Consider the following 15729-nt stretch of genomic DNA (forward strand, 5'->3'; position numbering starts at 1 on the left):
AGATTTTTATGAAAGAAGCCCGTCATATTAGAAAAAAAGTACTTTCTGACATAGAAAGCGGCATCATTTCTTTGGAAGAAGGAGTAAAGCGGATACAGCAGCTTGGTTCTCATTCCGCAGGGGGTAACGGACAGGCGATATATTATCAGACGGTCTGGCAGCGGACAGATCTCAGCATTCATGTAAAAGGCGGCCGACGTGAGGGCAGCCTTTTATTATTTGATAAAAATGAAATTGTGAGAAATGAACTTGCTGCATTGCATGATACAAGGGTTATTTTGGTTAAGCCGGGGAAAGAGTTTCGAAAAACCGGGGACGGTGTATTTGAAATCGACCCCCGCTCTGAAAGAGATTACATAAACCTGTTAGGATGGCTTATAGAAGAAGAGAAGTCAGATATACGGGAAGCGGTGCATTTATGGTCAGACATGCCGTTTGAAAAGACTGAGAGAGCGATTCGTGAACAATGCGACAGCGGAGTCTATTCTTTGTTTTTACTGCAACAGGCGCTCTTCAAAAATAACTGCCGCAAACCGATCAAGCTGTTATATGGATATTTTTCGCATCTTTCCGGAGAACAGCCTCTTTACGCGGCGGCAAGCGGATTTTTGCGGACATTGCAGCTGGAAAATCCGTTAATCTCAGCAAAAAGCATTGAAATGGAGCAGTCAATAGCAGCCGTTCACGCAGCTGATATCATACGCAATGAGCTGAGTGATTTCCAGCCTTCAGATGTAGAGATCCGTTATAAAGACATGCAGCGTTATGTTAAACAGCTCAAAACGTATGAACCCGAAAAAAATTCCGGAAGCGGAGATGTGCCGCTGAGAGAAAATGGAGTATATATTATCGCGGGAGGCGCGGGCGGATTAGGATTTACCTTTGCAGAATATTTGGCTTTTCAAACAAAATGCTGCCTTGTTTTAACGGGGAGATCTCCGCTTTCAGATCATATAAGAAAACAGCTGAGACGATTAGAGGATGCCGGTTCTTCAGCTGTTTATGTTCAGGCTGATATTACCAATAAGGAAGAAGCCGAATATGTAGTCAAAAAAGCCAAAACTTCTTATGGAAAAGTAAACGGGGTCATTCAGGGCGCGGGAATCATCCGTGACTCTTTCCTTCTTAACAAGTCACGAGAGGAATTCGATCAGGTAATCAGACCGAAAGTATTGGGTACGATGTGGCTGAATGATGCTGTTGAGAAAGAAAATCCTGACTTTTTCATTTGCTTCTCCTCTACTTCCGCAGTGTTGGGAAATGTCGGGCAATCTGATTACGCGTTTGGAAACAGTTATATGGATCATTTCATGAATATGCGTTCTGCCCAGGATTCTGATACGATTTCTCTCTCTCTGAACTGGCCTCTGTGGAAAGAAGTCGGCATGCAAGTGGATGAGCGCACGGTAGAGACAATGAAAAAGGCGGGTTTTTATCCTTTAGAAAAAGAAGAAGGTAAAGAAGCGTTTGCAGTCGCATTGTCCTCCGGTTTTTCGCAATTTACTGTATTTTACGGAGATGAGCAAATTGACAATCATGTTCATCAATTATATGAACGAAAAGACAATATTCCGGCAGATGAAGGAACAGGGAGAAATATCGAATCATTTGATTCAGAGAAACTGACAGCTGAAACATCTGATTTTATTATAAAAATGATTGCTGCAGAATTCAGGATGCCTGCGGACAAAATAGATGCAGAAGAGGCATTGGAAAAATACGGACTTGATTCCGTTATGATTATCAATATGACGAATGAGCTTGAAAAACATTTCGGCGCGCTCTCAAAAACGCTGTTATTCGAATATCAGACTGCGGCAGAATTGTCACAGTATTTCGTTGAGGAGCACAGGGATACTCTTCTTCATAAACTCCGGTTAGGAGAAAACAGGAGCAGCACCCCATCTCAGAAGAAAAAAGACAATAAACAGACAGCCGAAGTTAACGGGAAACAGAAAATCCAGATGAAAAATCAGGTGCAGCAGCAGGAGAAGTATCATGACAATGATATCGCGATTATCGGTATCAGCGGACGTTACCCGATGGCAAATGATCTTGATACTCTGTGGGAAAACTTATTGAACGGTAAAGACTGTATAACTGAGATACCTAAGGATCGGTGGGATTCGGGGCTGCACTATCAGCCCGCAGCGGGCGATGAAGTAAAAAACCAAAGCAAATGGGGGGGATTTATTGACGATGTGTATCATTTTGATCCGTTGTTCTTTAATATTTCTCCTGCCGAAGCTGAATTAATTGATCCGCAGGAGAGACTGTTTTTAGAGACGGTTTGGCACACCATAGAAGATGCGGGGTACGCAAAGAAAACGCTTGAAAGAAAAAACGTCGGTGTTTTTGCAGGGGTTATGTACGGCCAATATCAGCTGTACAGCGTTGGTCACGAAGCGGCCGTTTCTTCCTCATATGCATCAATCGCCAACCGGGTATCTTACTTCTTTAATTTCAGCGGGCCAAGTATTGCTTTGGACACGATGTGTTCCTCATCATTAACGGCTGTTCATTTTGCCTGTGAAAGTTTAATCAGGAATGAATGTGAAATTGCAATTGCAGGAGGCGTCAATTTATCCATTCATCCCCATAAATATGAACTCCTGACTCAAGGCGGATTTTTATCCAGTGATGGCCGGTGCAGAAGCTTCGGTTCAGGAGGAGACGGCTATGTGCCGGGAGAAGGGACAGGTGCCGTGCTGCTGAAACCCGTAAAAAAGGCTATTGCCGACGGTGATCAGATTTATTCAGTTATTAAGGCAACAGCCATCAACCACGGTGCTAAGACGAATGGATATACCGTGCCGAATCCCAAAGCTCAAAGTGAGGTCATTACGAGAGCCTTAAAAAAAGGATTTATTGATCCAAACAGCATCAGCTATATAGAGGCTCACGGAACAGGCACCGCGTTAGGAGATCCGATTGAAATCACCGGTCTGACCAAAGCATTTTCAGGTGCCGAACGCGATAAGAAGACATGCGCGATCGGGTCGATTAAATCAAATATCGGACATCTTGAGGCTGCTGCAGGCATAGCGGGCATTACGAAAGTTATTCTTCAAATGAAACATAAAACAATTGTTCCGTCACTGACTCATTCTGCTGAATTGAATGAAAATATACCGTTTCAAAAAACACCTTTTTATGTACCGGACAGTGCCGAAAAATGGGAGTCATCCGTTCCCAGGCGTGCCGGAATCAGTTCTTTCGGGGCAGGAGGAGCTAATGCCCATGTTATTTTAGAAGAATTTGCGGATGAAGCTATCTCTCCTCTCGCGGCTGAAGAACCTGAACAGCTTTTATTTGTTTTTTCCGCAAAAAATGCCGACAGGCTGGCAGAATATGCAAAACGCGCAAAAGAACATATAGCAGCCAGAGATTATCCATTAGAAACACTTAGAAATACAGCATTTACTTTACAAACCGGCAGAGAAGAAATGCCGCACAGATTGGCTGTTATCGCCTCCACAAGAGATGAATTGCTTAAAGGACTGACAGACTATACCCTCGGAAACGCGATGGATCATATTTTTACAAGCGGCAAAGACACAACAGAAGCAAAAAGGATGAACAAAGCTGAGATTGAAGAAGCAGCCGCAAACAGGGATCTTGTGAAGATTGCTGAATACTGGGTTGCCGGAAACGGGGTAGATTGGCCGTCACTTTATAAAGGTGCCACCCTGAGACGGGTATCAGCACCCGGATATCCATTTGCCAAAGAGCTATGCAGAATAGATGCGCAAAATACGGGAAGCCGCCGGATGAACGGTAATAACGATCTGCATCCTTACATTTCATGCAATATATCTGATTTTAAAGCACAGAAGTTTCTTATCAATGTAAGCGATACCGATTTGTATATAAAAACAAAGTATCAAGACAAGGAAATGTTTCCGTTTCTCAGCCAGATTGAAATGGCGAGAGCTGCCGGAGCGATGGCTTCAGGGAATCCGATTATTAAATTAACAGAGCTCTCCTTTAGAGAACCGATGTTACAAAGCGGAAGCAATGAGCAGATCCGGATTGTATTAACCGCGGATAATCAGGGTGCATCGTATTCTATAGAAAAACAGAGCGACTCATCCATTTATTCCTCAGGGCGGCTCGAATTAGAAGGCGGGGCGTACGAGAACGGAAATATTCATCTTGAGCCGTTTCTGTCTCAGCGCGCAGACCGCATACCGTATGAAGCGTTTTATCAGCGGCTTGCCGAATTCGGATACAGCTGCAGTGACAGTCTGAAAGCCGCAGAGCAATGTGTCAGCAGGAACGGACAGGTACTTTTAAAGATAAAAGCAAAGGCCGAGCCGAAAGGGTGCATAATCAAACCGGAAGTTATTGAGAGCGTATATCAAGCCGTCATATACCTTGCGGGGGAAAATGCCGGCGAGCTCCCGGAAAACATTAAAGAATGTACGATTTTTGATCATGAGACTGAACCCGTTTATGTATATGCAGAACAAACTGAAGAAAGCGATTCGGCTTATGATGTGTATATATTAGACAATGCCGGCGGGATTTTGATGGAACTGAGCGGACTGGTTTTTGGCGAAAAGCCTAATAAAAATGTACGTTTTTATGAGCATAAGTGGGATCAAAAAAACCCTCTGATTGAAATGAAAGATAGGGAGCCTAAAACAATTCTGGTCTTTGCAAAAGATGAAGCATTGGCTGGAGCTCTGAAAAATCAATCAGACAGCCGTGTCATTCTCGTCACGCCGGATCAGCGGCAGACCGATCAAAATCTGCTGACATTCTGTATAAACCCGGAAGTGACGTCAGATTACATTCGTTTATTCGAAGAATTGGAGAAAAAGGGGTTTTCTCCTGATGTCATCTTGCACACGGGAGAAACATTTTACGCGGGTGACCGCCTTCTCAGCGGCCTGGAATCAATTTTTTATTTATTAAAAGCGCTGAGCGCCCGCAGTGACGCCTCTCTTTATCTTCATTCTCTGCTTCTTGTTCACTCTTTTAAAGAAGGCGTGAATGATCCGTATACGGGCGCTCTTGCAGGCTGTTTAAAAACGGCAAATATGTTGGTGCCATCCGCAGAGAATGTGAAGTCAATCGGTTTTTCAGAACGTATATCAATTGAAAAAATGGCTGAATTTTGTCTTAACGAAATGGTTTCAGGCGTGGAACGGCAGGCGGAAGAAGTTAAATATATAAATGACAAGAGGTATGTTAAGACATTAAAGGAGTATGTATTCAATCATACAGAGCACTCTCATCAGCTGAAACAGAAAGGGATTTACCTCATAACGGGCGGTTTGGGCGGTCTGGGCCTGATTTTCGCCAAATATTTAGCCTCTCAATATCAAGCAAAATTAGTATTGACGGGAAGGTCACCGTTAACAGCTGATAAACGACATAACATTGACCGGCTGCAGGCGCTTGGAGGAGATGCGGTATATTATCAAGCTGATGCCGCAGATCAAAAGACGATGGGACGGGTCATAGAAGAAACGAAACGGACTTGGGGCTCCATTCAAGGCGTTATTCATTCAGCTGGTCATGCCGATGATCGGTTATTTACAGAGATGAATCTGACTGATTTTTCAGAAGGCATGACTGCTAAAATTGAAGGAACGGTATGCTTAGATGAATTAACGAAAGATGAGCCGCTTGATTTCTTTATCGTATTTTCTTCTATTTCTGCGGTCTTCGGAGATTTTGGACAGGTTAATTATGCGTTGGGCAATTATTTTCAAGATCAATATATAAATTGGAGATCCGAACAGAGCCGCCGGCAAGAGAGACAAGGCAAGAGCATTTCGATTAACTGGCCGTTGTGGCGTAAAGGCGGAATGCATTTAAACAAAGAAGCTGAAGAAGCATATCTTTCCGCATCCGGGTTTGATTATTTGGAAACGGAAGAAGGGATAGCGGCTTTTGAGACGATTTTGGCAAGTGACTGTCCGCAAATTTCGGTTGTTACCGGGGATGCCGGAACAACACCAGCAAAAAAAGACCTGCCGCATCAAAAAGTAAATACGCTTCCGGTTCGTCAAGAGGAAATTTCTTATACAGCACCGGTGTCTGCAGACAATGTCCTGGAAGAACTGAAGCAAATGGTATCGGAATTATTGAAAATTAACATTGAACAGCTGGATACGGCAGAGAATTTCGGCAATCTCGGCTTTGATTCTATCAGTTTGAAAACATTAGCTGTCCGACTGAATAAAAAATACAAGCTTAAGCTGACACCTGCCGTTTTCTTTACTTACAGCCATATAAAATCTCTTTCAGAATTTCTAAACAGTGAACTGCGTACTGTTGCAAAAGGGAATACAGATGCAGAAAAAAACATTTCTGAAAAAAGGAAAGTAGTGCACGCTGGGAAAACCGCCGGGAAAACCGTGAAGCCGCCGCGAAGTTTTCCGTTTGAAAAAAAGACAACAAGACAGGCTGACCATCATCCAGAGAAGCAGCCAGTTGCCATTATCGGGATGAGTTGTGTTTTTCCGGGATCAAAAAATGCAGATGAGTTTTGGATCAATTTAATCAATGAAAAAGATTTGATTCAGGAAATTCCCCCGGATCGCTGGGATTGGAAAAAATACGCCGAAGGCAAAGGAAGCAGCGAAGTACATTCGAAATGGGGCGGCTTTATCACAGATGCCGATAAATTCGATGAGGCGTTTTTCAATATTAATCCGCGGGAAGCAGAACTCATGGATCCTCAGCACAGAATTTATTTGCAGGAAACCTGGAAAGCGATAGAAGATGCGGGTTACAAAGCTTCAAAGCTGTCTGGAAAAAATATCGGGGTGTTTACGGGCATTCAATTTAATGATTACCGCCAGCTGCTGATGAGGCATTCGGACGGGGCGCATGCGTTTGCGGGAACCGGAAACAGCCAGGCGCTCATCAGCAATCGTGTATCCCACTATTTTAATTTCAGAGGTCCGAGTGAGTCCATTGATACAGCCTGCTCAAGCAGTCTTGCAGCAATCCACAGAGCTGTGCGCTCGATTCAAAATGGCGAAAGTGAGCTGGCGGTAGCAGGCGGGGTTTCGCTGCTCTTAGATCCAGTCACGCATATGTATACTGATAAACTCGGTATTTTGTCTAGGGACGGCCGGTGTAAGACGTTTGATAAACTTGCCGACGGTTATGTCCGCGGTGAAGGTGCAGCTGTTCTGTTATTGAAACCATTGCAAGCGGCAATGAATGACAGAGACAATATTTACGGAGTCCTGAGAGGAACCGGAGAAAATCACGGAGGAAGATCTGCTTCATTGACCGCTCCGAACCCGGAAGCTCAGGCTGAACTGTTAACGTCTGTTTACAAAAATGCCGGTATTCCTGTTGATACGATATCTTATATTGAAGCACACGGAACCGGGACAGAACTGGGAGATCCGATTGAGATTGAAGGCTTGAAAAAAGCGTTTGGATCTTTTGAGCCGCATCCAGGAAAGAATCATGACCAATATTGCGGCATCGGTTCAGTAAAAACGAATATCGGTCATTTAGAGCCCGCCTCTGGAATGCCGGGGCTGATTAAAGTATTACTATCCATGAAGTATAAAACATTGCCTGCCACACTTCATGTCAAGGAGCTGAACCCTTACATTCAATTAAGCGGAACACCGTTTCATATTGTCAATAAAACGATGAAGTGGGCCAGATTAAAAGATCGAAAAGGAAATGAAATTCCGCGCCGTGCCGGAGTCAGTTCCTTTGGATTCGGCGGGGCAAATGCTCATGTCATCGTGGAAGAATTTGAATACGGCCAAGATAAAGCAGTAACTGCCGAGCGGGAACAAATCATTGTTCTATCGGCCAAAACAAAGGAAAGGCTGATGGTTAAAGCCAAAGAGTTAACAACATTTTTACATGAAGAACGATCAGTTCAATTCAGTCAGCAAGAGGTGCAGGAACGTGATTTACAAGAGGCGGTTCGGGAAGCGGCAGCGGGTATCCTGCGTTTAGATACCGCAGATATAGATGCAAAGACACCTCTTTCGGAATTCGGATTTGATCCGTTGGCTTATTCCGAATTAATCTCTTTTATAAACCAAATGTACGGCACAGAAATATCACTTGACATATTTCAGGAATTAAAGACACTGAGCGAGCTGTGCCGCTATATCAGCCGCATCCGGAATCGATCAGCTGATAAACCGCATAACGGCAATTTTAGAGAAAAGTCCGGATTCGGTCTTGAAGAAATAGCATATACGCTGCAAACCGGAAGGGAACCATTTGAATGCCGCCTTGCGATCACTTGCTCGAATACCGGAGATCTTCTTGAAAAACTAAACGGTTACATCCAGGGGAGCAGGCTGCAAGGTGTTTATGAAGGAAATGTAACGGATTTTGATAGTCTGTACGCTCCTTTATTCGGCGGCCCCGAAGGTCATGCATATGTTCAATCACTGATTCAGCAAAACAAGCCGGCCAAACTGGCTCAGTTGTGGACGATCGGTTGTGAAATCAGCTGGGAAGACTTGTATGAGGAGGAACTCAAACCGGTTAAACTGTCTCTTCCTCTTTATCCTTTCAGCAAGAACAGACATTGGATTCATTTAAATAAAGATGAAGCGCAGAAGGCTGAGGCTTTCTCGAACACTGAGCTTCACAACTCAAATAAAGATACAGCAGATGGAGAAATCATGTCGCTTCTTGAAAAAGCACAAACAGGTGAGATGAATACGAAAGAGACGTCAGAGCTGATAGAGGAGTTGCTTTTCCATGAATGAAAAAACGATGCAAATTGAGCAAATCGTGAAAAAGGTGAAAGAAGGCAGCCTGACGCCTGAAGAAGGGCTGGAATTCATTAAGAGCTTGGGGAAAACCCATCTATATGAAATGGTATGGGATAGACATGAATTTAAAGGCAGTGAAAAATTCCCGCATACGAAAGAGCCAATTTTATTTTTTTGCGAAGACGACAGCATGTATACCGTAATGAAGAGACAGCTTGAAGGCTATGAGGCACCTTTCATTTACGTGACTTCCGGCGAGCGTTTCGAAGATTGCCGGAACGGTCGTTTTACAATGAACTTTACAAAAGGTGAGGATTATGATGCGTTATGCGGGGTTCTGCGTTCTCAAAATATAAGACCCCGCCATATTATTCATTTTTTGGCTGCCGGGATCTTCAAAAATACAGAAGATGCAATGAGAAAGCAGCTCAATAAAAGTCTGTATTCCTTGTTTCAAATGTTTCAGGCCTTCATGGAGAACAAACTTTGTCCGAAAGCAGAAATTTTGTACCTGTATGAAAATACCGAGGGCGAGGTTCAGCCGATTTATAACGCGGTTGAAAGTTTTCTTAAGACCGTACAGGCCGAAAATCCGAATTTCACATGTAAGGCTGCAGAGCTGAAATCAATGTTTGACGAGCCGTTTACAAAGCAGCATATTGCAGATGTCATCTCTTTTGAATGGAACAATCAATGTAAAACGGACCACTTTACCTGCTATGAGCCGAGGCATTATTATAAAAGGCAGCTTCAAAGAGTAAAAAAAGAAGATGGGGAGAAACATAGTTTCAGTGTAAAAAAGAACGGTGTGTATTTAATTACGGGAGGAGCCGGCGGTCTTGGGTATCTGTTTGCTGAATATCTGGCGAAACAGGCAGAAGTCAAGCTGGTATTAACCGGGCGTTCCCCGGCCTCCAGTGAAACGGCGCAAAAATTGAGCGCTCTTGAAAATCTTGGCGCTGAAGCCTTATATGTCCCGGCAGATATTTCAAAGGAAAAAGAGACGGACGCTTTGATTAAGCACATTAAGCAGACATTCGGAGAATTAAACGGAATTTTGCACAGTGCCGGACTTGTTAAGGATGCATTTATCATAAAAAAAACGAAAGAAAGCATAGAAGAAGTTATAGCGCCTAAAGTATTCGGAACCGTTTGGCTGGATAAAGCAGCTGAAGAAGAGCCTCTTGATTTCTTCGTTATGTTTTCGTCCCTTTCGGCCGTTCTGCCTAATGCGGGTCAAAGCGACTACGCCTTCGCTAACGGATGTATGGATGGATTCACTCAGTATCGAAGCATTAAAGGACGTCCCGGGAAAACACTTTCTATTAATTGGCCGTTATGGGATGCGGGGAATATGACAGTCGGGCCGGGAGAGCTGCAAGCTTTAAGACATGCAGGGCTGGAACTTTTATCCGCCCAAGCAGGGCTTGCCGCTTTTCAGGACAGTATGAGCCGCTCTGCTTCTCAGCTGGCTGTTATCAGCGGAGACAAAGATAGAATAAGTGAATTACTCTCAACTGATCATAAAGAAATAGAGACTGTGCCTGAAAACAACAGTAATCTGCCGCAATTAAATGAAAAAGATCTGAAAAAGCAAACGGTCCGTCTTTTGACAGAGATCGTCGGTGCGGAAACGGGAAGACAGGCGGACAGTATTTTACCCGAGGATACGTTTGACCGTTACGGAATTGATTCTCTAACGATTTTAGGTCTTAACTCCCGTCTGGAAAAATATTTTGGAAGAGTGTCTAAGACTCTTTTCTTTGAATACAGCAGTGTTGAAGAGCTGTCAGAGTATTTTCTTGAACACTATCATCATGAGTTGAAGAAGGCGTTTTTACCGGCAGCCGAACAGCGAATTGATCATTCGGCGCCGGCGAAACGGGAGAAGCTTTCCGTTTCCCGCATACCATCCGCACCTTCCGAGGAAGATATTGCAATTATCGGTATAGCCGGCCGCTACCCGATGGCGAAGGATGTGGAACAGTTTTGGGAAAATATTTCTTCCGGAAAAGATTGTATAACGGAAATACCGAAAGAGCGCTGGGATTTTCGGAAATATTATCACACAGGTGACAATGCCCGTCATGACAGCAAATGGGGAGGTTTTATAAAAGACGCTGATAAATTCGATCCGCTGTTCTTCTCAATTTCGCCCCGTGATGCCGAGTTAATTGATCCTCAGGAACGGTTATTTTTAGAGACAGCGTGGCACACGTTTGAAGATGCGGGTTACACAAAGAAAAAGTTGAAACGGCATAAGACAGGTGTATTTGTCGGCGTCACCTACAGCCACTATCAGTTATTTGCAGCCGGTGCTTCAGATGATGAGGAACGTCAGGCGCTCCTGTCTTCTTATTCGTCTATCGCAAACCGGGTGTCATATTTCTTTGACCTGCACGGACCCAGCCTTGCAATTGATACAATGTGTTCTTCTTCACTTTCTGCTGTTCATTTTGCATGTGAAAGTATAAAAAGGGGAGAATCCACCCTCGCTATTGCCGGAGGAGTGAATTTATCCTTACACCCTGATAAATATACTTTGCTTTCACAAAATCATTTTGTTTCAAGCGATGGGCGCTGCAGAAGCTTTGGAGCGGGAGGAGACGGATATGTGCCGGGAGAAGGAGTCGGGGCCGTTCTTTTGAAATCGCTTTCTGCCGCAAAGGCTGACGGGGACAGGATTTACGGTGTGATTAAGGGAACATCTGTAAATCACGGCGGAAAAACAAACGGATACACTGTGCCAAATCCGGGCGAGCAGGCAAACGTCATCAGTGAAACTCTTGATAAGGCGGGGATTGATGCAGACAGCATAAGTTATATTGAAGCGCATGGCACCGGGACATCTTTGGGAGACCCGATTGAAATTTCAGGATTAACCAAAGCTTTGCACAGCTCGAAAAGCGATTATCGTTGTGCAATTGGTTCGGTTAAGTCAAATATCGGACACCTAGAGGCTGCGGCGGGAATTGCTTCTATTACAAAAGTGCTGATGCAAATGAAGTATAAACAGCTTGCTCCTTCCCTTCATTCCGATCACTTAAATCCTAATATTGATTTTGGGGAAACACCGTTTTACGTGCAGTCTGAACTGACCGATTGGGAGACGCCGCAAAATCAAGCCAGAAGGTCAGGCATCAGTTCTTTCGGCGCTGGAGGATCTAATGCCCACATTATCATCGAAGAGTATAAGAATGAAGAAAAGATGGAAACGGTACAGAGCAACAAGACGCAAATTATTCTGCTTTCTGCCAAAAATGAAGAACGGCTCAGACTCTTGATTGATGCATATATAAAAGAACTGGAGCCAAAAACGTCACTAGCTGATGCTGCGTACACCTCGCAGACCGGGAGAAACGCTATGGAAGAGCGGCTCGCTGTTGAGGTTAGCAGCATTGACGATCTTCGCAATAAGCTGACGATGTATTTGCGGTCAGATCATAAGTTAAACGGTTTATATAGGGGAAAGGCCCGCCGAGGCTCTGGTCAAAAGGATGCCCTGTCAGCCGCTCACTTTAATAGTGCAAGAGAAATGGCCATTCACTGGGTGAACGGAGGAGACGTTCAATGGGAAGAGATGTACACTTCAGAATTACCGAAGCTTATCTCTCTTCCTGCATATCCTTTTGAACGGAACAGATATTGGGTACCTGCCGCAAAAGCAGCACAGAAACAGAAAACAGGCGTACCGCAGAGTTTGCCACACGCACCGACTGACTTATCATTTGATGTATTAAAAAAATCGTGGAAAAAACAAAAGGCTGCCCCTTCCGTTTTTACGAAAGGACAGGTGATGATCCTGGCTAATAGTGAAAGTGAGCGGCTTGCATTCGAATTGTTTGATTCAGATCCTCTGATTGAATCCGCTGTCATTTGCGCAGATAACTGGGATCATTCGGATGGGGAAGCCAAAAAAACGGCTCTAGCGGTCATAGAAGAAAATCCGGAAATCATCGGCATGATTGACCTGTCAGATTTGCGGAGTGATCAAAACGGGGCACGCACCGGCACAATCGGGAAGCTGACACTGCTGCAGGAAATCATAAAGACACGTAAACAGCTTTTTGTTTTACATGTGACCAGAGGGCTGCAGACATTTCTGAATGACAAGCCGTCGTTAGCCGGAGCCGAAACAGCCGGACTATATAAAATGCTGAGTGCGGAGTATCAAAAGATAAAATCAAAAACAATAGATGTAGACGGGCATGTCGGGACTGCGGCGGAACTGAGACAGATAATCACAGATGAAGCTTGCGCTGACGGTCTGTATAGTGAAATCTGCTACCGGAACGGTGAACGTTATATTCCATACGTCGAGAAATTACATGCAGCGGAAATAAACCGGAAACTATCCGGTCTGCCAGTATGCCGTACGGATCAAACCCTGGTTATTACAGGGGGAACAAGAGGGATCGGAGCAGAACTTGCCAGACATTATGCCGGCAAGGGAGTCAAAAAACTTGTGTTGATGGGAGTAACCGACCTTCCGGAATCTGATAAAATAGCCGGCATGTTAAAAGACACCGATGAAAAGTCACCTCTTTATTCGAAATTACAACTGCTGCATGAGTTGGATCAAAAGGGAGTTCAGGTGGAAGTGTATTCCGGGCCGCTCACGGAAAAAGAAACATTACATCGCTTCTTTTCAGAGGTGAGACTGAAGTTCGGCAAAATCGGCGGGGTGATTCATTGCGCTGGTGCAGCCAATCATTCGAATCCGGCTTTTATTCATAAATCTGATAAAGAAATAAGAGAAGTATTTGAGCCAAAGGTGCAGGGGATGCAGGTACTTCATGATATTTTTATTGATGACGAACTTGATTTCTTCATTTTGTTTTCATCTGTTGCGAGCGCTTTTCCTTTATTAGGCGCCGGAACAAGTGACTATGCCGCGGCGAACGCTTTTATGGATTACTTTGCGGCGTATCAGCATGCAGCCGGCAGAACATATTATCAATCAATTAACTGGCCGAGCTGGAAGGACATTGGGATGGGCGAGGTGACAAGTCCATCATATCAGGCACTTGGTTTACTTTCACACTCAACAGAATCAGGTATTGCCATGCTGGATGAAATGATGACGATAAACGGATACCCCTGCCTTATACCGGCAAAGACACATCCGGAGAAATTCATGCTGCAGCAGCTGCTTCAGACAAGAATTCAAGCTGCTAAAAATAACCCGGATGCTGAGGAAAAAGTGATATCTGGTCAGGGAGACAATGAAGCTATGATCAGGAAGTTAATGGAGATTTTTTCCGCAGAGCTGAAAATACCTTACGGGAATTTAGATCAGGATACGTCTTTTGCGGATTACGGAGTTGATTCAATCTTACTGGTTCAGCTTGTCAAAAAAGCGGAAGATGTATTTCAAATAAAAATTGAACCTTCAGCTTTTCTGGAGTATCCGAGTTTTTCACAACTGGGCGTCTATTTGAACGAGTTATTTGCAAGTGAGGGGATCAGTCCTCAAATTGATTCGGAAAACATTGAGGTTCGGAAAAAAGAGCAACATATAAATCAAAATGCTTCCGAAATACGGGACAACGGATCACAAATACAACAAACCAGTCTGAACCAAATCGCTATTATCGGAATGGGCTGTGAGTTTCCGGATGCTCCGGATACAGAAACGTTCTGGACAAATTTGAAGAAAGGACAAAATAGTGTCCGCGAAGTCCCGGCGTCGCGATGGGATATTTCTTCATACTACTCTGACACCTATGAAAAAGGAAAAAGTATCAGTAAGTGGGGCGGATTTCTTCAAGATATTGAGTCTTTCGATCCCGCGTTTTTTAATATGAACAAAAGTGAGGCATCAGAGCTTGATCCGTTAATCAAAAAATGCCTTGAGGTCAGCGTCCAGACATTGAGAGACGGCGGCTATACAAAAGAAGAAGTATCAAACAAAGAAGTCGGCGTCTTCATCGGTTCGCGGACCGGGACGTTTATGTCCAAAATAGGTTCCCCTTCAAAAAATACGATCGTGGGTATAGGACAAAATTTCATAGGCGCGCATATCTCACACTTTTTTAATCTGAAAGGACCGAATCTGGTTGTAGACACGGCTTGTTCTTCTTCATTGGTCAGCGTCCATCTCGCTTGTCAAAGCCTGATGTCAAAAGAGTCAGATATGGCGATTGCGGGCGGGGTTGACATTTTGCTGGATCAAAAGCCTTACGTCATGCTGAGTGAGGCTCGGGCGCTTTCACCTGAAGGAAAATGTCATACATTTGATGAGAAGGCAGATGGATTTGTACCGGGAGAGGGATGCGGCGCAGTCCTTTTGAAAAGACTTGATGACGCCCTTGCCGAAGGTGACAGAATTTACGCGGTAATTGACTCATCCGCGGTTAATAATGACGGACAGACAATGGGAATGACAACACCTAATCCGAAAGCGCAAAGCGCAGTGATAAAAAAAGCCCTGAAAAAAGGCGGAATTGATGCAGATACTCTCAGTTATGTCGAGACGCATGGCACCGGTACGATGATAGGAGATCCGATTGAATTAAAAGCGCTGACTGAAGTGTTCCGGGAGGTTACGGAAGAAACGCAATTTTGCGGAGTAGGCAGCGTAAAAACGAATTTCGGACATTTAATGAGCGCAGCGGGGATAGCGAGTATTATAAAGGTTGCCTTATCCATAAAAAATCAGATACTCCCGCCGACATTACATTGTAAAACGCCAAATCCGCGTTTTAAATTTGATCAGTCTCCATTCTTTCCGAACACGTCCTTAAAAGAATGGCGTCCTAGAAAAGGGGTTTTGAGAGCCGGAATCAGTTCTTTTGGATTCGGGGGCACGAACGCACATATGATATTGAGCGACAGCCATCTCACATTAGGATATGGAGAGACAAAAAGACACCCGCTTTCTCCGGTTATATTCAATAAGGAACAATGCTGGATCGACAATGGAGAAACTCCAGAAAAGGAAGAGTCAGAATTGCTGATTCCTTTACTTGATTTCAAAGAATTATAAAGAAAAGAAAAGGAA

Annotated in this window: 2 protein-coding genes; both read left to right on the forward strand. The window is 44.2% G+C overall.

Features of this window, described 5'->3' with window-relative positions:
* The first annotated feature begins 8 nt into the window (after positions 1 to 8).
* Positions 9 to 8720 carry a type I polyketide synthase gene (locus J6600_RS07365; RefSeq protein ID WP_209388192.1) on the forward strand — a complete coding sequence of 2904 codons (8712 nt, stop codon included), beginning with the start codon at positions 9 to 11 and terminating at the stop codon, positions 8718 to 8720.
* Positions 8713 to 15714 (forward strand): SDR family NAD(P)-dependent oxidoreductase, encoded by a 7002-nt coding sequence (locus tag J6600_RS07370; protein ID WP_209388193.1) that lies wholly within the window; start codon positions 8713 to 8715, stop codon positions 15712 to 15714. Before J6600_RS07365 ends, J6600_RS07370 begins: the two co-directional genes overlap by 8 nt.
* Positions 15715 to 15729 lie beyond the last annotated feature (15 nt).

It is taken from the genome of Bacillus sp. LJBV19 (assembly GCF_017797845.1).
Taxonomy (GTDB): Bacteria; Bacillota; Bacilli; order Bacillales; family Bacillaceae; genus Bacillus; species Bacillus velezensis.